This window comes from Echinicola jeungdonensis, assembly GCF_030409905.1.
GTDB classification, from domain to species: domain Bacteria; phylum Bacteroidota; class Bacteroidia; order Cytophagales; family Cyclobacteriaceae; genus Echinicola; species Echinicola jeungdonensis.
The window spans coordinates 915444-937439 of the sequence record NZ_JAUFQT010000001.1; the positions used below are offsets into that span (position 1 = coordinate 915444).

12 protein-coding genes are annotated in these 21996 nt (G+C 40.7%); all 12 read right to left on the minus strand.

Features of this window, described 5'->3' with window-relative positions:
• Positions 1-452: 452 nt before the first annotated feature.
• Positions 453-2498, minus strand: coding sequence for a DUF2264 domain-containing protein (locus QWY93_RS03960; RefSeq protein ID WP_290246884.1), 2046 nt, complete (start codon positions 2496-2498; stop codon positions 453-455).
• A gap of 251 nt (positions 2499-2749) precedes the next feature.
• On the minus strand, positions 2750-5866 hold the full coding sequence (gene lacZ, locus QWY93_RS03965) for a beta-galactosidase, LacZ type (RefSeq protein WP_290246885.1): 3117 nt from the start codon (positions 5864-5866) through the stop codon (positions 2750-2752).
• A gap of 50 nt (positions 5867-5916) precedes the next feature.
• Positions 5917-6903: a glycoside hydrolase family 43 protein gene (locus QWY93_RS03970; RefSeq protein ID WP_290246886.1), complete on the minus strand. Its 987-nt coding sequence runs from the start codon at positions 6901-6903 to the stop codon at positions 5917-5919.
• A 103-nt stretch (positions 6904-7006) separates the two neighbouring features.
• Positions 7007-9178 (minus strand): glycoside hydrolase family 43 protein, encoded by a 2172-nt coding sequence (locus tag QWY93_RS03975; protein WP_290246887.1) that lies wholly within the window; start codon positions 9176-9178, stop codon positions 7007-7009.
• A gap of 225 nt (positions 9179-9403) precedes the next feature.
• A complete protein-coding gene (locus tag QWY93_RS03980) occupies positions 9404-10618 on the minus strand; it encodes a glycoside hydrolase family 88 protein (RefSeq protein ID WP_290246888.1) in 1215 nt (404 codons plus the stop codon).
• A 45-nt stretch (positions 10619-10663) separates the two neighbouring features.
• Positions 10664-11980, minus strand: a complete 1317-nt coding sequence (locus QWY93_RS03985) for a BNR repeat-containing protein (RefSeq protein WP_290246889.1) — start codon at positions 11978-11980, stop codon at positions 10664-10666.
• Positions 11980-13221 (minus strand): DUF2264 domain-containing protein, encoded by a 1242-nt coding sequence (locus tag QWY93_RS03990; RefSeq protein ID WP_290246890.1) that lies wholly within the window; start codon positions 13219-13221, stop codon positions 11980-11982. Before QWY93_RS03990 ends, QWY93_RS03985 begins: the two co-directional genes overlap by 1 nt.
• Positions 13222-13297: 76 nt before the next feature.
• Positions 13298-14155, minus strand: coding sequence for a glycoside hydrolase family 16 protein (locus QWY93_RS03995; protein WP_290246891.1), 858 nt, complete (start codon positions 14153-14155; stop codon positions 13298-13300).
• Between the two features lie 165 nt (positions 14156-14320).
• Positions 14321-15997, minus strand: a complete 1677-nt coding sequence (locus QWY93_RS04000) for a RagB/SusD family nutrient uptake outer membrane protein (RefSeq protein ID WP_290246892.1) — start codon at positions 15995-15997, stop codon at positions 14321-14323.
• A gap of 24 nt (positions 15998-16021) precedes the next feature.
• The gene (locus tag QWY93_RS04005) at positions 16022-18991 is read right to left on the minus strand and encodes a SusC/RagA family TonB-linked outer membrane protein (RefSeq protein ID WP_290246893.1); all 2970 of its coding nucleotides are present in this window, start codon (positions 18989-18991) and stop codon (positions 16022-16024) included.
• A gap of 445 nt (positions 18992-19436) precedes the next feature.
• Entirely contained in the window at positions 19437-20240 is an 804-nt protein-coding gene (locus tag QWY93_RS04010) for a 3-keto-disaccharide hydrolase (RefSeq protein WP_290246894.1), read from the minus strand.
• A gap of 406 nt (positions 20241-20646) precedes the next feature.
• Positions 20647-21855, minus strand: coding sequence for a hypothetical protein (locus QWY93_RS04015; RefSeq protein ID WP_290246895.1), 1209 nt, complete (start codon positions 21853-21855; stop codon positions 20647-20649).
• Between the last annotated feature and the right edge of the window lie 141 nt (positions 21856-21996).

Consider the following 21996-nt stretch of genomic DNA (forward strand, 5'->3'; position numbering starts at 1 on the left):
CTCCCATGGGAATTTTGGAAGCCTGCGTAAAATACGATATTAGGGTGAAGTAGGCCAATTCACTCTAATATCGATGACAATTGGGATTTAAACTTTTCTCTCCTGCCTGAAAATTGAATTCAAAATTCAACAAGATATATGGGGTAACCCCAGACATATTGCAAGTTCAATTCTGGTTTTAATTAGGATCCCATTACTAAAAAAACTAATCATTAGTTGTCCACAAACTCCAGGGAATAACACAAATATTCAATGAGTCGTTTGATATTCAAGTTAATGTTCAACCACCATTTAGACATAAAAAACAAAGGCGTTAATTCTTTTAAAGGCAAAAATATCCAAAAAAAAAAAAAGCGAACTCCGCGTGTTCCTTTCGCCCTTTTAGGTTTATTTTTACCGCAAAGAACGCGTTGGATTTTCGCCAAGTTCGCTAGTTATTTATTTTTCCTTATTTAATAATAAACGGTTTTGGTCCCGCCGTTCTTGAATGTCAATTTTACCGCTTTATCTTCTTTGTTGAATTCCAGTTCCTGAATAGGCATCAATTCCTTTTCGCTCCATTTTTCCCCTGACTTTTTCCACAGCATCAAGGTGGCATAAATGCTGATATGCTCGGTTTCAGGGTCAAAATCATCAAAAACATTGATCACCGCACTTTTATCACTTTGGGGATGCAAACCAGTGGCTTCCACCACCTCTATGCCAGACCAACCTTTCAGCGGCACCATGGCCAATTGGTATTCTCCATTATCAATAATCTGAATTTCATAACCTTTTACCTTTTTCACACGCTCTTCGATTCCCTCTCCCAAATCAGGCAGGGCATAATGGCCTAAACGCATGGCAATGGAATCTTTGCTTCGGTTTCTATCTACTCTTAAAATTCCATTTGGAAGTGGAATTTCTGCCAAATCCATTTGGACATCCTCATTGGTTTCCAGTTTTACATCCCGGTAATAAATTCCGCGGTTATACTTCTTAAACGTAAATAATCGAAGCGCTTCCCATTCTGCCTTTTCATTTTTGAAAACATAATTCATGGCCACTTCACCGTTCTTACCATCTTCTTGCCAGGGGAAAGCACTGTTATAGGAAAGACGGTTGTAGTTTTCACTTCCCCTGAATTTTTCCCAGGCAGGGATAATGGCCACATGACACCAGGCACGGATTTCCGAGGCACCGATTCCCGGATAATTCGTGATCAAAATATCAGATCCTTGCTGAAAATGGTTATATATTTTATCATCCTCAAATTTATTCTCCCAAGGGCCTTCATTTTCTGTTGAGGTCCAGAAAGGGCTGTCATCTGGCACCATCAAACCAAGAAAAGCTTTACCCATCCAAAAGACACTTCCACGGCAACTATACCCCTGCACAGCAGGTTCAAAGGGTCCATAAAAACCTAAGGTGGGGACATTGTCTTTAAGAAAATCAGGATGCTGCAAAAATTGAAGCATAGTACCGGAAGCAATCCTTCTCATCCAGCCATAATTCAGGTCTTTATCTTCTTCAAACCCCATCAAAGGTAAGGGAACAATCGAGCCCATTCTATAACTGATACTTCTCCCCCACATGATCATTTTACCATCCTGGCTAAACAAATAGGGGTAGTTGTCCTTTAAATCATTAAAGTTTTCTTTGAACTGTGCAGCATATTCGGGGTAATATTCATTGCCAAAATACTCTGACCATATCATCCCATACATTTGGAAAGCCCACATGCTATAGTAATCAAAAGCGGGGTTGTCATTGTACCAACCATCACCGCGATAATGGGCCAGGGATTTTTGCAGGTATTCTTCCAATAGTGCTTCGTTGATTTCATAACCTTGGTCTTTGAAAAAGCTCAAAACGAAAATATTAAAGAATTTCCAATTGGAGGGGACAGTTGGCCCATCTCCATAGCTGATCATGGTAGCTGCCAATGCATCTTTATTTTCCTGGGAAAGTGGCTCCCACAATACATTCGGAGCCAGCATCAGGGAAATCCCCAAAGCACCAAACTCCACCAAATTTTGGCTTGGCCCGCCATTTTTTGCTCTGGGATGAATATATGCTGGACTGGATCGATCTACCAATTTGCTGATTTGGTATTGATAATATTCAGCCACTGAGATTCCATTGATCTCCAAATCAGGATTTTCTTTCAATAAAGGAGTGGCCACAAATAAAGTCCGGCAAAGACCTTCCAACTTTTCAGTTGGCACCCGGCCTTCATCATGCGGATAGCTTTTTCCTGGTTGTTTGGGAAATTTCATGGGATCATCCAGATTATTGATATAACTAAATGCCCCCTCCAACAAATAGAGGGCTGCATCCTTCCAGTGTTTCTTGGTCATACCTGTATGGGGGCTCAACTCATAGTCTGGACCTGCAACTTTAAATATTTTCTTACCACCTTCTTCAACTACATAGGGAGCATTGCCCGATTGGGCGTAACTCCCTAATGAAACTAGGAAAAGGCAAATTGTCATTAAACTTGATTGTAATTGTTTCATTTTTGGAGTATTTATTTTTGGGTTAATGAGTCATTAGGCTTCTTCCAATCATTTAAAAAATTAAACCATAAACAAGAATCAACGCAGCCAATACCACAGAAAAACGAATGGACCTTTTTCAATATAAAATTGCAATCCTAGTAAATCGCATGTGCACCTTTCGGTTAAACAAAAAAGCCAAGCTCAATTGGATGAATAAACCATCCTTCCTGAGCTTGGCAATATTTGCTTAGGGTTAATTGAGGCTAATATTAGTCAACTAGACTGATCACATAACTGTATTCAAACTGATCTTCTAACAGGCGATATTCATTATGAGGCCTAGCCCCCCAGCTATTGTCACCACCCAGTCCTCTTTGTTTCCAATCGATATGAAGAAAAACGTTATTATGAGGTCTAATATTAGTAGGATGTTGCTGTTTTTTGGTTAAGCCTGGATCCAAATCTTCTACTGACACATCAAGGGCACTGACGCTTAGCGGTTGAAGTCCATGTATTTTGATGCCATTTCCATTTTCATTGGTCAGGGTCAACCATCTCACATCGGTTTTATTGCCGGATTCCTGTGGCCTGATATAATTCCAGTGGAATTGATTTTCCACATTGCTGTTGTAGATTCCCACAAAGGAGGCAGTTTTCCTGTCGGAATAATTTTCCCAGGGACCACGGCCATAATACCTTAAGTTATTGTAATGGCCAGGTAATTGCATACGCATACCAAACCTTGGCAGCTCAGGCAGTTCCCTTCCGCTCAAATTCATGGAAGCTGTCACTTGGATACTTCCATCATTTCTGATCAAATAATCCACCGTATAAGGCACATCAATATTAGTCAATGTATATTGAACACTTACAGGAACCCCTGCTTCAGAAGCATCACCTATGGTAATTGACTCCACTTTTTGTCCCTCATGGGCTGATCTCCATACCCCCATATTGGAAGGCATGCCATTTCCAAAATCATTGTCAGTTGGGGCTCTCCAGAAATAAGGTTCTGGATATTGCCTTACCATCCAAGGCTCATCCTCCTTCAGGGTGTACTTTCTGATCCTTCCCCTTTTCAGATCAAATTCACCTTTAATTTTATCCGTAGAGAAATGAAGGATATCTCCATCTATATTGTGTTGCAGTTGCCCTGATTTAGCATCCAATGCATCAAAGAAACTGGTTTCAGAAATGGAAAACTGTTCTCTTGCAACCTCATGGTGATAGGGTAAAAGTGAAGTTGCTTCCTTGGTATATGCAAAAACATTTAAGAAATACTCATGTCCATCTTCCATAGATGGTAAATCAAGAGAAACATTTCCTGTTTTATGCGGAGCAAGTGAAACCTTAAAGTTTTCCGTTGCTTGAACCTCCCCATCTTTCAACAATTCCCATTTGAAATCATATTGATCCAAATTGGTGAAGTCAAACAAGTTCCTTACTTCCAATTTTCCTTCTCCGGAATAATCAAAAAGGATATTTTGGTACACTTTTTTCACTTCATACAAAGCGGGGTGAGCAGAGCGATCAGCTGCCACCAAACCATTAGCACAAAAGTTGGCATCATTTTGGAAATGGAAACCTCCCAAATCACCACCATAAGCCCAGAATTCTCTACCATTATCATCAGTGGTCAACAAGCCTTGATCTACCCAGTCCCAGATAAATCCACCTTGCATTTTCTTACTGCTCATGATGATATCCCAGTATTCCTGGAAGTTACCGGAACTGTTGCCCATGGCATGGGAATATTCACACATGATAAAGGGGCGTTGTTTGTCTGAAGCAGCATAATCTTTCATATAACCGAGACCAGGATACATTGGGCAAACGATATCAGTATCTTCTTTTTCCCCAGCTTGCTCAAATTGCACCATTCGGGTATTGTCCCGGTTTTTGATCCATTCGTAAGCTTCAAAGAATACCGGGCCGTTTCCACATTCATTACCCATGGACCAAATGATGATGGAAGGATAGTTTTTATCCCTTTCAACCAATCTTTTGATTCTATCAAGGTGCGCAGGAGCCCATTTTTCCAAATAAGCTGGGTGTTTGGATTTATCAAACCATCCCTGAAGTTCGGCACCCATACCATGGGTCTCAATATTTGCCTCATCCACCACATACAAGCCGTATTCATCAAATAGTTCGTATAATTCCGGGGCATGAGGATAATGGCTCATCCTTACTGCATTAAAATTGTTTTGCTTCATCAACTGTATATCCTTGAGCATGATGTCACGGTCTGGTACATGGCCTTTAGTTTCATGGTGCTCATGGAGGTTGACTCCTTTGACCAAAATAGGCATTCCATTGACATGAAGCTGGGCATCTTTAATTTCAACTTTTCTAAACCCTGTCTTTTTGCTGACCACTGCCAACACTTTGCCCTGATCATCCTTAAGAGTAAGGGTATAGCGATAAAGGTGAGGATGTTCAGCACTCCATCTTTTAACATTGCGGATCTGCTCCTTGAAACTTAAACTTTGGTCTTCACCATTCACACTTTTTTCCTCACTATAAACTTTCTCTCCAGATGGGGCAAATAATTCAAAGCTCAGGCTTCCCCTGTCAATTTCATTCCCCTCAATTGCCCTTAAATCCACTTTGGCATCCAATTGTCCATGACGGTAATTGGCATCCAATCCACTTTTGATAAAGTAATCCCAAATAGTCAGTTTAGGCACAGCCTGTAAAAACACCGATCTTTCAATCCCACTTAAACGCCAAAAATCCTGGTCTTCCAAGTACCTACCATCATGCCATCGGAAAACCTGAACAGCAAGGGTATTTTTTCCTTCCTTCAAATGATCCGTTACAATAAATTCAGCAGGTGTCTTGGCCACTTTGGTCATGCCTACTTCCTCGCCATTTACATAAATGGTGGCATATCCGGAAATGGAACCAAAGTGCAATATTACTTCCTTTTCTCCCCAACCAGCTGGTACTTCAAAGGTTCTTCTGTATGTCCCAACCGGGTTATACTGGTTATCTACCTTTGGTGGATTAGCAGGAAATGGATAGGAAACATTGGTGTAGATAGGACGGTCAAACCCTTCCAGTTCCCAGTTGGAGGGAACTGTGATTTCATCCCAGGTCTCATCTTTAAAATCAACACGGTAGAAATCCTTAGGACGATCCTCGGGTCTTTTGACCAAAGAAAATTTCCAAATGCCATCCAAATTTTTGTAAAGGCCATTATAGGCTTTTCTCTCTTTCAGGGCTTTTTCCTTAGAATCATAAGTGATAAAATAGGCCCTGGCAGCCTCTTTGTTTCTTTGGATAATTTCCGGGTTTTCCCATTCATTGGGCGACGATTGAGCCTTACAAAGCCCCAATACGGATGCCACTAATAAAAGGGACAACAATAGGTTTTTCATCATTTTTACTTTTTTTTGGTTAGGTTATTGATCATAAAAAAATGGAGGATGAATTATTCAAAATCATTTAAATTCCAATTATCATTCCACTCCACTGTAGGGAGTTCATTTTCCCACTCAATAGGCAGCCAAATATAGGGGCTATTTATCAAGTCATTAGGTTGCCAACGGTCCGCCATAAAGATCAATTGATCCTCTTTTCCCTGGACAGGAAAAATAAAGGTGGACTGTGCATCAAAGGTAATGTCAGCCTCAGGACCTCTCATGGGGTTTTCATATCGCTTCCAGGGTCCCACCAATGATTTGGCCACATGTACAGCGGCAGCATTGGGTTTCCAACCGGTACAGGCACTTGTAATCAAGAAATACTTTCCATCATGTTTAACAATGGCAGGTGCTTCCCGGTGCTCGCTGAACATCAAATGGTCATCCTTGGTGTGATGCAAGTAATCTTCACTGAGTTTGGCAATTCGCAAATCATAATTTTCCCTGGAAGAATATATATGATAGGCTGTCCCATCTTCTTCCTGCAAAAGGGTCATATCCCTGGACATATTTCCATTGGGGCGGTAACTGTGTACAAAAGTATAGGGCCCGGTAACCTTATCACTTACTGCAACAGCTGCACGTGCAGCACTATATCCCTGGCCTTTTAATTCCAGATGAAACCACATCACGTATTTCCCGGTTTTCTCATTATAAATCACCTTTGGCCGTTCCATCACACAACCCCTGGCAATATCGTGATCATCATCCCCATCAACAGGAGAAAGGGCCAGGCCTTCGGGTTTCCAATTATAAAGATCTTTGGAAGAATAAACATTTACCCCTTGGGAGCGGTGTTTCCCTCTTTTTTCCCCAAACCAATAATAAATGCCGTCATCAAATAAAATTCCCCCACCATGTGCATTGATGATATTGCCCTCTGTATCCATCCAAGGTTTTCCCGGATGAAATGCTTCTTGGGATTCTTGTGCCAAAATATTGCTCACAACCAAAAAGACAATGAGCAATAAGGTCGTAGTTTTTAAGGTAGGCATTAGGTTTATTTTTTAATTAAGTAAAAAGACCATTATTATGAAGAATGAATTCCTCAATTTTCATTTTAAATTCTTCATTCCAACGTTCTTTTCTCTTGAATCTTTAGTCTAATTTTATGCTTTTTATTCCACTAACTGTTGGTTCTACCTGGGTGATATTTCCTTCCTCGTCAAAAGTAAGGCGGTCAATACAGACTTCCCGGTGATAACCAGCAGCCCTGCCCATATCAATACCATGAGGGCGGGTAAATCTGTGGTAAACAATGTACCATTCATCCTTTCCAGGCACCTGGATCACTGAATTATGACCAGTCCCATAGATTCCCTTCTCCGGAGCTTTGGAAATCACTAAATTATTTTTCGGAATGGTAAGTGGCCCCATTGGAGATTCTGCAAAGGCATATCTTACGCGGTAATCTTCACTTCGGGTATCATTTTCAGACCAAAAGAAATAGTATTTGCCATTTCTAAAGATTACCTCTGTTCCCTCCCTGAAAGTACCATCTTCAGGAGTCAAAATCTTAACTTTACTTTTGTCAAAGCTGACCATATCTTCATTTAGCGGAACAGCAGCCAAATAGCCATTTCCCCAATACAAATATTCTTTTCCCGTCTGTGGATCTCTAAAAACATCCGGATCAATTTCCTGGCCTCCACGAACTCCTTCTGGCCTAAAATCCACTAATGGTTTTCCGGAATCCACAAAGGGGCCTGCAGGGTCATCAGCCACGGCAACACCAACTTTTTGTGCAGCGGTGAAATAGTAGAAATACTTATATTCTCCATCGATTTCTTTTTCAATGGCACACGGTGCCCAGGCATTTCTATCAGCCCACTCAACGTCTTTTTTCAGATCCAGGATGACACCATCATCCTGCCAATTGGTCAAATCTTCGGAGGAAAAAGATTTAAAATAAGTGCCGGACCACCCGGTAAATCCATCACTGGTTGGATAAATATGGAATTTTCCGGTCTTGTTGGAATAAATAATTTCAGGATCCGCATAGTATCCCTTTAGAGCTGGGTTATTGTCCTTTTTCGCAGAAACTTCAATTGTTTGAGTTGAACCATCAGGTTTGGTCAAAGTATAGCTTACCGGCCCATTGCTAAAATCCTGTGCACCTGAAGGGCTTAAGGAATAACCTGTAAACATTTGAAACTCCGGATCAACTGCGCTTAAATCCACCTCATTTTTGACCGGCAAATAAATAGTTTCCTCTTCTTGATCCAAGTCAACATTTTTTTCATAAACCTGGTCATTATTGACCCCCATGATCAGGTTTTTCTCATCAATTCCATAAGCATCGACTAATCGCTTAGCTTCTTCCATCGTGATGGGTAGCACAACCCCATGACGGGGATGAAAATTCATGCTGATATCCTGGTCTATTACTTCAAATTCCTGCAAATCGGTACTTTGGGTAAATTGATATTCACCCTTCATATAAACATCGTACATCAAAATGTACTTCTCACTGTCATTTAATTTAAATATACCTGACCCTTCTACTGCTTCTTTGGTTTGCTGAAGGTATTCATCCTCCATGGTGTAGCCTTCTGTCAACTGATCTGAAACTGCTTTTTTAATTCCATTACCATGTCCTTCCGTTTTAAAGAACAAGTGGTATTGGCCATCCTTTTTGACAATATCACCATCGATGCAGGATTTGTTTTCGGGATGGTAAAAAAGTTGCTTAGGTTCAGTTTCCAAGCCAGTAAAATCATCATTGGCGTAAGCATAGTAAATTATATCAGGACCATTCCCCTGTTTCATGGAGAAATAAACCATGTATTTTTGGACCTCAGGGTCATAAATGGTCTGTGGAGCCCATACCCTATGGACATCCCCAAAGGTTTCAGGGAAAACCTCAGGAATATGAATCGTACTGTGGGTCCAGTTTACAAGGTCATTGGATTTCAAAAAGACCATTCCTTGATTGGACCAACCGTCATTGGGGACATAGAGGTCGGTAAGTACCATATAAAATGTTTTGCCATCATCTCCTCGCAAGATATGAGGATCGCGAACTCCCCCTCTTAGGCTGATGCTGTCCGCCTTTATAACAGGCTGGTTATTATTTAAGGCCCGGTAATTAAAACCATCATTACTGATAGCATAGTGTACAGCTTCTTCTCCTGGACCATTGCCAGTAAAATAGGCAAAAAGGTAGGCTTCTTTTTCTTGGGTTTGAGGATTACAACCTGTGCCCCAAAATAAAGCACTGGTTAAAATCACAAATAGGGTCAATAGGTTTTTCATTCTAATGTATTTCATTAATTATTAATTGGCTTTTGGACCCCAAATTAATAAATGTTTTTATAACACTTAAGTAATATTTAAAAAAGAGGACGAAGTACAAAAGTGAGATTAGAACTGTGATTTTATTTAGAGTTATGAAGTGTAAAAAAGAAAGGAGAAAGTTCCATGTATTTTCTAAATCATTTACCAATTCAGGATACCAAGGCCCCTTCTCTTTTCTCAAATCTCATATCTTTTTTCTCAATTCTCCTTTTTCAGTCTTAATAGAGCTTCTACCAAATAATAATCCCCGTAAGTTAAAGGAACATCCACCTCAGAATTTTCTGGGATATGTCCCACTCCATGTTTGAGTAAGAATCCCCCATTGGTGCCTTTTTCGGCAATGTATTCATCGGAAGTTAGGGTGGTCAGCATGGTTGCTGCGTTTTCCTTATATTTAGCAGCCAAATCACCATCCACATAATCTGACAGTTCTAACAATGCGGAGGCCATAATGGCTCCTGCAGAAGAATCCCTTAAGGCGTCAGGAATATTTGGCGCATCGAAATCCCAATAAGGCACTTTGTCCTCAGGCAAATTGGGATGATCCAAGATAAATGCAGCAATGGCCTTTGCCTGTTCCAAATACCTGGGATCCTTGGTTTCTCTGTAAGTCACCGTGTAACCATACAAACCCCAAGCTTGGCCCCTTGCCCAGGCAGAGTCATCAGAATACCCTTGAGCAGTTCTTTTTTTGTTTACATCCCCAGATTTTGGATCATAATTGAGAACATGGTATGAACTGTTATCTTCCCTAAAATGATTTTCCATGGTAGTATTGGCATGGGTCACGGCAATATCATAATAGGTAGAATCTCCAGTTTCGGCAGTGGCCCAGAACAATAATTCAAGGTTCATCATATTATCTATGATCACCAAAAAATCTCCTTCTTTGGAATCCCAGGATTTAATGGCTCCCACTTTTTCACTAAACCTGCTGGATAAGGATTTAGCACTTTGGACCAGGATATCCTTATATTCCTCTTTTGGTGCAATTTTAAGAGCATTTCCAAAACTGCAATACATCATAAAGCCCAGATCGTGGGTACTGGTATTGAATTTTTCCTTTTCCAATAAACCAAGGCTTCTTTCTGCTTCCTCAAGCAACTTTTCATCTCTTGTAGCTTCATATAGGTAAAGCAAGGTGCCAGGGTAAAATCCGCTGCACCACCATCCTGAACCACTGGTCTCAAACTTATCATTTTTTGCATGGTAAGTTTTAGGAAATTCTCCAGCTGGAAGAAGTTCCATCATATGGTGGTATTGTTCCTTTCCTCTTTCCAAGGTGGGTTCAATCCGATCCTCTAAAACAACAGTTTCTTTTTTCTCCTCTTCATTTCCTGATTTACTATTTGAACCACAGGAAGTCAAAATAGTGCTTCCGGCCAACAACAGGAATAATAATCGCTTTTTCATATAAGTATTTAATTAATTCTTTTATCCAATCTCCTCAAATACAAACTAAGGATTTAATTCTATCACCTTAACTGCTGTATTCATTTCTTGAGCAAGTCCCTCACTGTCTACTTGCTGGACCTCCTGAACAAAAACATGAAGTTGTTTTTTTTCCTTCCATAATTCAATATCATAATTTGGTTCCCACTGCCCAACACCATATTGGGTCAGGTCCATGACTTCCCAAAATCCATTATCCTCGAGTGCAGAAGTGTAGGCCAAGGAAACTTTATTTCCCCGTTCTTCATCCCTAAAAAGGATAAACAAAGACTTGTCGGAGCCATTTTCCTCCACCAATATCTGTGGCCTTGAAATGGGAATCCGTTTGGTTCCACCACCGCCTAACTGAAAGCTGGTATTCCGGAATCCAGTATTGGCTTTTTTCCACTCCTGTCCGTCCTGATATACAACCTGATATTGAGTAACTCCATTTTCTTCCCAATAGGTCACGATATAAGGCTGACTATTCTCATCCGCATACATAGCAGTTTGATTGATCAAATTGCTTTTTTGTGGAATATTCCAGGCATATTCTGCTGTAGAATTGGTAATAGGCAATTGGTATTTATCACCATTGGACCTTTCCCAGCTTTGGCCCCCATCGGTTGATCTGGCATAAGCCAAATCATGATTGGTAGAGACATCCCAGGTTTCCCGCCACACCCAGCTCAGATGAACCGTGCCAGCCTTATCCACAAAAGCCTGCCAATAGGCATTTCTTTGGCCTTCACCATCAATTAATTTGTCATGAAGTTGTATCCAGGATTGTTGCTCCACATCATACCTATTCATAACCAAATTTCCTTGCCCGGAAGCGCCCGACCGATAGAAAAACAGCAAATCTCCATTGGGTAAAGCATGAAATTCCGGATAAGTCACCTTTTCTTCTTCTACCCCAGTCATTGGCTCTTTAGGTCCCAATTCTAATCCCAAAGGGGCTTTACTTTTTGCATACCTTAATGGATTGTCGTGATGATCCCAGGAAACATGTAAATATCCAGCTCCATCCACTGCAATGCTGATGGTATTATGGGCATCTTTTACATTGCCCGTGTATTTAGTTTGATGGGTTTCCCAATGCTCATCGCCCAATTCCCTCTTGGCCAAAACCACATGACCGGAAGGGTCATAGTAGGCGGTGAATTGGGTGTCTTCAAATGTTGTCAAGGCATTTCTTCTGAAGATAACCGTATTAACAGAATTATTGCCCCAGCCTTCTCCGACATAAGTTTCCCGAACCTGGCTGTCCTGGAGCATTTGGGCTTTACAAGCTCCCAATGCCAGGATCAACCCCATTTGTACCCAAATTTTTTTGACATTCATTAGTAAAGCGCTTTATCAATATTTGCTTCTCCTCCGCTCCAAATCTTTTTCTGGGTCCAGGGCTGGGCGGGTGCAGCCCAAAACTCTCCATCAGCAGGAATCCCCAATACCAAAAACACTTCAGCACATAGGTACAAGCTTCCAGTGGAAATATAAGGTTCGGCAATTTCCCGTTGGTGTCCATAAAAACCAAGGGTCAGCCATCCTTCTTCATCAAACATATCTTCTGCTTCCATATGCTTTTTGATCACGGCTTCAAGGGCTTCCCTCACTTGGGCAGGGGAAATTTCCTGTGGCAATTCTTCCCAAAGGGCCACTTGAGACAACAACTGGAATGCTCCAAATCTATAGGCCATTGACCTTCCGATAACAGGATAGGTTCCTTCTGGTGAAATCAGCCTTTCTTGAATTTCTGCGTATCTTTTGGCTCTTTTAAGGAAAAGATCGTGGTCTTTGCCCATATCATTCCCTTTTTCTTTAAGGACTTTCGAAATGTCCAGTAGCATTGGCTGGATCACAAAACTATTATAATAATCCCAATGGAAATCCGGCCCATCACCGTACATACCATCTCCCAGGTACCACTCCTTATGCTTATTCAGCCCATACGCCATTCTAACATGGTCGGCTTTACCGTCAAACTTAAGCAAGGCAGCTTCAACCATTCCTGAAAAAAGTAGCCAGTTGCTATAATAGGGTGAAATAACCCGGGATGATTTCAAGGCATCAATCACATTCTCCTGTGTTTCGGGTTCTAGCCTTTCCCATAATTGGTTAGGAGCTCTTAATAAAGCATGGGCAAAAAATGCAGCATCTACCAAGGGCTGTCCAAGTTGGGTAAAATTCATAAAATCCGGAGATCCCGGATCTGTGGCATTGTGGATGCATTTTAATGCCAATTGAATATATTTCTCTCTTAAATGACCTTCCACTGTTTCATCAGGCCCCAATTCCAGCCAGGGAGCCATACCTGAAAGCAAGCGACCAAAAGCTTCCAGGTAGGTCACTTGATCCCTTCCTCCATAAGCATTAGGGGCCACTTCCACAGGCATCTTAGCTTTGAGTTGGTTCTCACTCAAAGCCTTTAAAACGGGGTCGGCAATTTTTGTCATCACCTCGATATAATATTTCCTGGCTTCCTTTCCCTCTTCCCCCACCTGGTTGGACTGAGCCAAAACAAGTTGGTTTACACTCATTAAAAATATTATTGTGGGGAATACTTTTCCCAGGAAATTTTTCATCAATCTCATTTTAATGTCTTTTTTCTTGAAACTTAAATCTTGATACGGGATTCTGTTTTTCTTTACTCAATATGCATTACTCGCTACTATCCTCTTGAAATATCCTCACATAATCCACCAAATATTCCCGTGGAAAGTCAGTTTCAGCTGGATCGCCCCCATTTGATCCCAAGGCCAGGTTTAACAAAATATAGTGGGGTTGATGAAAAGGGTTAAACCCATCGGGGTTTTGGGTTTGGCTAAGGTCAATTTCATTTAACAATTCATCATCCAAATAAAGGCGGATAAAATCCTCTGTCCAATGCATTTTCCACAAGTGGAATTTGTTGGGCCAGTCAGGATCGCTTTCCAAAAAATTTGAAAATGGTATTTTACTTTCATCCCACTCAGCTTCATATCTACCACCAGCCTTTTTCCAGGCTGCATTGGCCAAAATGGTGGCTTTGCCATCCACTCTATAATATTCCATTATATCCACTTCACCATTAGCAGGCCAGCCTTTGGTTGTTCCCAAAGTCCAGATGGCAGGCCACATACCAAGAGCAGTATCTATTTTTGCCCTGACTTCTATGATGCCATATTGAAATTCTTTTTTACCACGGGTATTGATACTTGCGGAGGAATACTGGGCGAATTCCCTGCTTTTCCTCCAATCATTGCTTTCAGAATTAAAAAATTCATTTTTAATTTTTTCTCTTTTCCCCTCAATGACCAAAAAACCATTTTTAACATTGGCATTTTCTGGTTGGTACCATTGCAGTTCATTATTGCGGACAAATCCAAATTCAAAAGACCAAAAAGTTGAATCAGGTTTTCCATCTTCCTCAAATTCCTCACTCCAGACCAGTTTATAGCCTGGATATTCCACCAACTCATAAGGAACATACCTATCCACAGCCCTGGTATTAGAATTGGAGCAGGAGGAAAATCCCATTATCATTAAAAAAGAAAATAGAAGAGTTATTGAGTTTAGTTTCATTTTTTGAAGGCCAAAACCAGGCTTAACTTTATTGGTTGGGTTCATTAGGGGACGGCCGAAACCATCCCCATAACAAACCTCAAAATGAACTTTAAATTTCAGCTATTAAATCAAGCTTAATTAGTTATATCCAGGATTCTGCTCCAATTCAGCATCCTTATTTAATTCAATTTCTGTCAATGGTATTGGCATCAAGGTATGGGTTTCAGTAAGTCCATTGGTTGTTTCAATGGCTCCATCGGCCAAAGGAGTTGTTCCTGTCAATTCTTTTGCTCTATCTACTAAGGTTCCGGTACGCACCAAGGTTTTCCTTCTGTTTTCTTCTGCCAACAATTCCCTTACCCTTTCATCAAGAATAAAATCCAGGGTTATATCTGATGGTTCAACTAAACTGGCATTGGCTCTTTCCCTTAGTTCATTGATATCATCCGCAGCTCCGGAAAGGTTTCCTTGTTTAAACCTGGCTTCTGCACGGAACAGGTAGGTTTCACCTAATCTCATTAGCATAAAATCCTTCCACATACCAAAACCAAAATTGTCCCTTTCATCATAATGTCCCCATTTTCGGGTATATGGAACGTACTTGAAAATAGTATCAGCGGCAAAGATTCTAATAACCGTTTCACCATCCGCAAGGGTAAATTCCGCATCCTCCCCATATGGAACTGGCAACCCTCTGATATTGTCATAATTTTCACCTGGATGGTTAAAGTATAATTGGCGTTTGAGATTGAATTTAGAATTCCTCATATCCTCCTCCTCGTAGAGTTCATAAACTACCCAATTATTCAAACGGACTCTGGCAATCCCTCTGCCTCCTAAAGAATCAGTAGGCTGCATTCCGGGTAGGTCATGGTAGGAAGAACCCCAAATCCTTCTTTGTTGTGGAAATCCTGAACTACCACCAGTTACATCGGTTGGATTTTCAGCTTCCAGCACCCAAATGGCTTCTGAATTTCCCTCTCGTCTTCTTTGGTTACCAAATAAAAACATATCGGAAAAAGCATCCCCTGGTTCATTGGCGTTGACTCCATATCGTTCTTTTACCAAGCTTAGGTCACTATTGATGATTTCATCACACTGGGCTTCTGCCAGTGCATTTTCACCTCTTCTCAAATAAACTTCAGCCAATAGATGCCTTGCCATTTCCTTATTTCCTCGGGCATCATAAGAGGCGGTTCCAATGGTAGGCAAACCATCTATAGCAGTCATTAAGTCATCAATAATTACCTGATCTACTTCATTCACCGATGTTCGGACAAAATCCGTTTTAGGGCTCCTCAATGGTTCGGTAACTAAGGGCACATCCCCATACAATGTTACTAGCATATTATAAGCCAGGGCTCGGAAAAACCTTCCTTCTCCATTATAGATGGCCAATTCCTCTTCAGTCACTCCAGACACGCTTTCAACATTGGTACTGGATATCAAGATATTGGCATTATTGATAATGCTATATAACCATTGCCAAACCTTACGGGAAGCGTTGTCCGCCGGCATAAGGGTTTCATAATTGAAATAATGCCGGGCATCCCCATTGGATCGGCCAGCAGGAGCCCATACTATGTCGGTACCCAGATGCCAGATTCCCTGCAGGGTTTGGTCATTTGTAGTAGTTAAGAAAGTTCCATATTGATAATGAAGACCTACAACTGCAGCTTCAAAGCCTAATTTATCATCCAATACCTCAGGAGCATAACTGTCCAGAACTTCCTCATCCAAAAAGGAGTCCTTACAGCTATTCATCGTGGCCAATAAGCAAAAACCACTTAAGAATAATTTTATATATCGATTCATAACATTCATTTTTTCTGGTGAAAATTACAGGGTCAGGTTAATACCAAAGGAAATGGATCTAACCAATGGATAATTGTTGGTCCAGTCACCGGAACCTCTGGGAGAGTAGTTGTTTTCCGGATCCCATCCAAACCAGTCCGTAAAGGTGTGCAGGTTCCTGCCAGCGGCATAAACCGTCAAACCTTTGATGTGGTATTTCTCCAACATATAAGCAGGCACCACATAACTCAAGCGTGCATCTTTGATCCGCACATAGCTGTAATCTTCTGCAAATCCATAACCTCTATAATTCCTAAAAGCTGCTAATGAAGGCCAATAATTGCTCGGGTTTTCAGGGGTCCAGTAATTAAATTCAGCTGGTAGGTTTCTCCTTCCTGCCTCATCAGCATAGGTAAGGTTATTATTGTTTTTCATGCCTCCCTGGGAGGTTTGGATAAATACACTTAAGTTCCAATTTTTGTACCTGAAGGTATTAGTCAGACCTCCTATCCACTTGGGGTCTACTTGACCTACAATTACCCTATCTGCATCAGTAATTTGACCATCATTATTTTGATCCCTGAATTTGATATCTCCAGGATTGGCCAATGGGTCTGTATCAGAAGCGTCCTCACCTTCTTGCCAAATGCCTAATTTCTCATAGTCATAAATCACCCGGAGAGGTTCTCCAATAAACCAACGGTTACCAACATCATCCTGGCCATCACCATACAATTCAAGAATCTCATTTTTATAAGTAGAAAAGTTTAAAGAGGTTTCCCAGGAAAAATCCTTATTCTCAATATTTACCGTATTAATGGTAAATTCAATACCCTTATTCTGCATTTCTCCTAAATTAGTCAAAACACTTCCATACCCTGTTACAGTTGGTAGGTTTCTTCTAAGCAATATGTCCTTGGTTTTGGTTTTATATACTTCAACCGTACCTCGTACACGGTTATTTACCACACCAAAATCCAATGCCAAGTTGGTGGAGGTCGTTGTCTCCCAATTCAAGTTGGCATTCCCCAGGGAATTATATATAACTCCTACTAAGGCTGCTCCTCCAAAAGGTTGCAAAACAGTTGCTGCTGTGGAGGCAGTTTGATTGACACCAATGGCTTGGTTCCCTGCTTGTCCATGGGATAAACGCAATTTGAGTTCCCCTACGGATGGGTGATTTTTCATAAACTCCTCATTATGGATATTCCAACCTATGGCCATGGAGGGGAAAAATCCATATTTGTCCGTATCAGCTCCAAATGCGGAATATCCATCCCTTCTACCGGTTACGGTCAGTAAGTAACGGCTATCATAGGAATAATTGATCCTACCCATTTGGGAAAGTAAAGTATAGCTATTTCCTTCCGAATCCGTGGATTGCGTAGTACCCGCACTCATATTATAATAGGAAAGGGCATCATTGATAAAACCCCTGGATTGGGCTGAGTTATTAAAGTAAGTAACTTCCTGGGCACTGTACAAGCCAGTAATATCGATATGATGTTTGTCAATGTCCTTTGCATAGCTAATGATATTTTCCAATACCCAGTTAGATCTTTCAGTATTAGATACATTGGCCGTACCACTTTGGTCATTTGCTGCCCTACCAGTGTATTGAGCAGTCCTGTCAATGTTGTAAACGTAAGTTCCGTTTAACCTATATTTTAATCCAGGAATAAAGCTAGGTGTAATCTCTGCATAACCACTCCCTGATAAGGTCTTATCTCTATCTACCCTGTCAACTGTTAATCCCAAAAGTGGGTTTCTGAACAATTCCTCCGGAGCCATTGGAAAAGTGATATAATTACCTTGATCGTCAAAAGGGACGGAATAGGGACTCATTGCAGTAGCCTCCAATAAATTCACCCTTCCACCATCAGAATTATTATCGGAGAAGAAAGCAGAGGTTCCCACCCTTAAGAAGTCTGTAATATTGGCATCCAGGTTGGAACGGATGCTGGTCCTTTGAAATTGATAACCTCTTACAACACCTTTTTGCTTTAACCTGCTTCCTGAAACATAATATTGAACATTTTCTGTTCCACCGGTAATGCTCAGGTTATGTTCGTTAATGCGTCCTTGTTGATCAGCCTGATCCAACCAATCCGTAGTTATTCCAGCATTGTAATTTTGAACCTCTGAAGCATTGGGAAGAACATCGGTCATTGGAAGGTCATTGGCAGATACGAAATCTGCATATTTTTGAACATACCTATCAGGTCCCATTGGTTCTAATACATGGGCCATATTTTCAAAACCAGTATATCCACTGTATTTAATGACGGGCTCACCAGCAGTTGCCGAACCGCGTTTGGTAGTAATAAGAATCACCCCATTGGCACCTCTGGTACCATATATGGCCACAGCAGAAGCATCTTTAAGGATTTCGATAGATTCAATATCATTGGGATTCAAGTCATTGATGGATCCAAAAAATGGAACTCCGTCTACCACAATAAAAGGGCTGGTGTTTGCATTGATGGAGTTCACCCCACGTATCTGCATATTAGCTGAACTCCCAGGAACAGAAGAAGTCTGGGAGACATTAAGTCCGGCTGTGGTTCCCTGAATGGCCTGGGTCACATCGGTTACAGGAAGGTTGGTTAACCTTTCTTTTGGGACAGAAGCAACTGAACCCGTGATATCTGATCTTTTTTGGGTACCATAACCTACTACTACTACTTCATCAAGCTGGCTGATATCTTCACTCAATTCTACATTGATCTCAGAGGCATTGCCCACTTCGATTTCCTGAGTAGTATATCCAATAAAAGATACTTGTAAAACCGCATTTTCAGTGGTTAATTCCAGGGTATAATTCCCATCCAGATCTGTAGCGGTACCATTAGAAGTCCCCTTCTCAAGGACAGTTGCCCCGGGGATGGGCTGTTGGGTGGCTTGGTCCACCACCATTCCATTAATTGTTTTGCCGGACTGTGCCCAAGCGGACAAGCTGACCAAAAGAAAGCAAAGCACTAAAGCCGCCATCTTTTTTTGTAAATACTGTTCCATTTGTTTTTGGGTTTTATTTTTTTAAGAATTGATTAATCTCCTGATGGACCAAAGGGAAGCCAATCCTTTCTCCAACTGAAAATCAAATCAACTGCGTCACACAACGCTTAGTAAATGAACCTAAATGAAGCCAAAAACAAAAGTTAATCTGACTTTTAACGGTAGTTTTAACGGTTAAAAGCGCACCCTACCCAGTATGAAAACCAGGTAATTAATGGATTTTCAAAATAAAATTTGGTTGTCGCTTTCAAAAAATTCTGCCTAAACTCAAGCAAAAAGAATACCTAGTAATAGTTTAGTTACCCCTCATTGTTTACCCATTAATTAAATCCAGATTTCTTAACTTACATCCTCTGAAAAAAAATAGAGCTTAACCTTCAATAATGAAGTTTGGATTTCTCGGAATGCCCCCAGTTCAAATCCCTATACTCATCTCTAAAATCTATTATTTCAAATCTAATATCTCAATTTTTCTAAACTCCACACCTTGCCCTTCTGACTGTAAACCAATATAACCTTGCCTTAATGGTTTCCCGTCTTTTTTCACTTTAGGGTCATACCCATTTACCACTCCTCCACCGATTTGGGGTTTAGTGTATTGCAATACCGTATCCCCATTTATTAAGTGAGTGACCAAACTGTCCTCATAAACAATCAAATCAGCTTTCACCCATGCATTCCATTTATATGTGGGTGATGAAGAGTTGATACAATGTCTGGGATCCATTTCTCCATTGTAAAACACCTCTGTTCCTGGTGAACACATATTACCGGTCGGCCTTTCTACTCCTTCTTCCACTTCTGCCAACATCTGAAATTCCACGGATATTGGCCAATCCTGTTCTTTGAAAATACTTTCTGGTGACTGGGAATGAAACATTACTCCACTATTGCGATAGGTATAGCTAGGGGCATCTTCCAGCCATTCTTCTGTAAAACGATATTCCCATTTCAAGTGAAATGAAGAAAATGGCTGTTTATAAAACAAATGCCCATACCGTTCCTCAAAACCTTCATAGCCTTCATAATTAACCTGGATTTTATCATTTACAACCCTGAATGTTTTGGCATAATTATCACCCAATTCATGATGATGGATTTTGGGCACCCAACCCTCCAGGTTTTTCCCGTTAAATAAGGAAATCCATTTTTTATTTGCTTTTGAATTCCCGGAAGCGCAGGAAAAGCTTATTCCCAATAGAAGGATTCCTACAATTAGCTTATCTACTTTAATTTCACTTGCTAGCATTTCGATTTAATTTATTTGCCTTCTAAACTACATAATCCCGATCATACCTTTCATCATATTCAACTTGGTATTTCTCCAAAAAATGAAAAAATCCCGCCCCTTCGGGGCTCAAGGATTGGAGATTATGAGAAAATAATACCTCAATTCTTGCCCGAGGTGGATCTTCCATAATTCGACCGGGCAGGTTGTTAAATTTGTTTGAGGCGGATTAGTGGACCTCTTTTTTTCTTGAAAGAAGGTATGGCCTCAGAGAAATGGACCTAAGAAGCCTTTTTAAGGCTCCAACTAAAATAACCCCGGGTCAAAACCCGGGGTATCTCGTCAAAATTTCTAAACAACCCTGGAAGGGTTAAACTAATTTGAGTTCCAGTTCTGGAATAAATGTGCATAATCAAATCACCTTTTATCAAAAACTTGGAAGTCCATCATCTTTCATTCCCTGCATGATCAGCGCATGCCAAATATAAAGCTCAGGACTTCCTGAATCTTCATGGGCACCATTGATACCATAGGGCCAAAAATGAGTTCCATCTCCTCTGAGGATTGAATTATTGTCTCCTGATAAAATCTGTATTATTTCATTGGCCCTTGGACCGACATAAGTCCCCCCTTGAATGAGTTCTCCCCATTTCCAATGGGTTCCTACCCCCACAACATGGGCAATTTCATGCATTGCCGTTCCTGTTCTTTGATAACTGACATTCGATCCTATCCGAATGGTGCCATTAATATTGCCGTCTGCTGTAGGCACTCCTGGGTTATAGTATACATTAATATGTTTTTCAATACTTGTATAACTATTATAGTATTCAACTGCCTTTTTAAATGCTTCCTTAATCCGGTCATAATTTTCCTGTAATTCGGTAGAAGGATTGGGATCCTCATGGAGGGTAAAAGTGATATTGCCCTTCTTCCGGGTTGTCACCTCAAGGGTATTTCCATAACTGACCCCTTTTTCATTTTTTGCATAAGCCCTGAGGTAATATTTCTTTTCAGGATCCAAACCTTTTATTTCAGCTAGAAAGCTGTTCATTCCATTACCCATCTCTATAACCTCCTCATCAATGGAAGGAGAAGGTTCTAAATCCCAGCATACCCCTTTCTCAGTTATTGGAAAACCTCCATCATTGTTTAACGCCACCCTTAGATGGATGCTATGGGCTGCCGAGATATATTTCACACCTGTTTCCACTTCAGGCTTGTCGGCAGCAGGAGTCTCGAATTTCAATTTCTCTCCATATCCAACTCCAATTTCATTTACTGCATAGGCCCTTGCACTGTATTTTATTCCGTCATTAAGTGCGTTTAATGATGCACTAAACTCTCCACTTCCTTTTACAGATGATGCTTCGATATAATGGTTTTCCAAAGTCGGTACTCCATCTCCCTCCATAAAACAAACTCCTCTTTCCAAAACAGCATATCCCCCATCATTTTCAACTTTACTATCAAAAATGGCACTAGAATTGGTGACCTGAACCATTTCCAAACCTTGCAAGGTAGGCACCTCCCCTTCATTGTTGGATGGCTCTTCTTCAATTTTCGGTGGGTCGACTTCCTGATTACAACTTAAAATCAACAGGACTAATAAACTGATATTTATTATTTTATTCATTTAAGAATACATTTGAAAGGAATTAATAAAAAATCCTTTTTGGTTAATAAATCAATAAAAACAAATCCCCTTCTGCAAGAGATAAAAACCAGTTGGGTAACCATTTTTTAAGGGAGGTAATAAAAATTGTTTTAGGGTCAA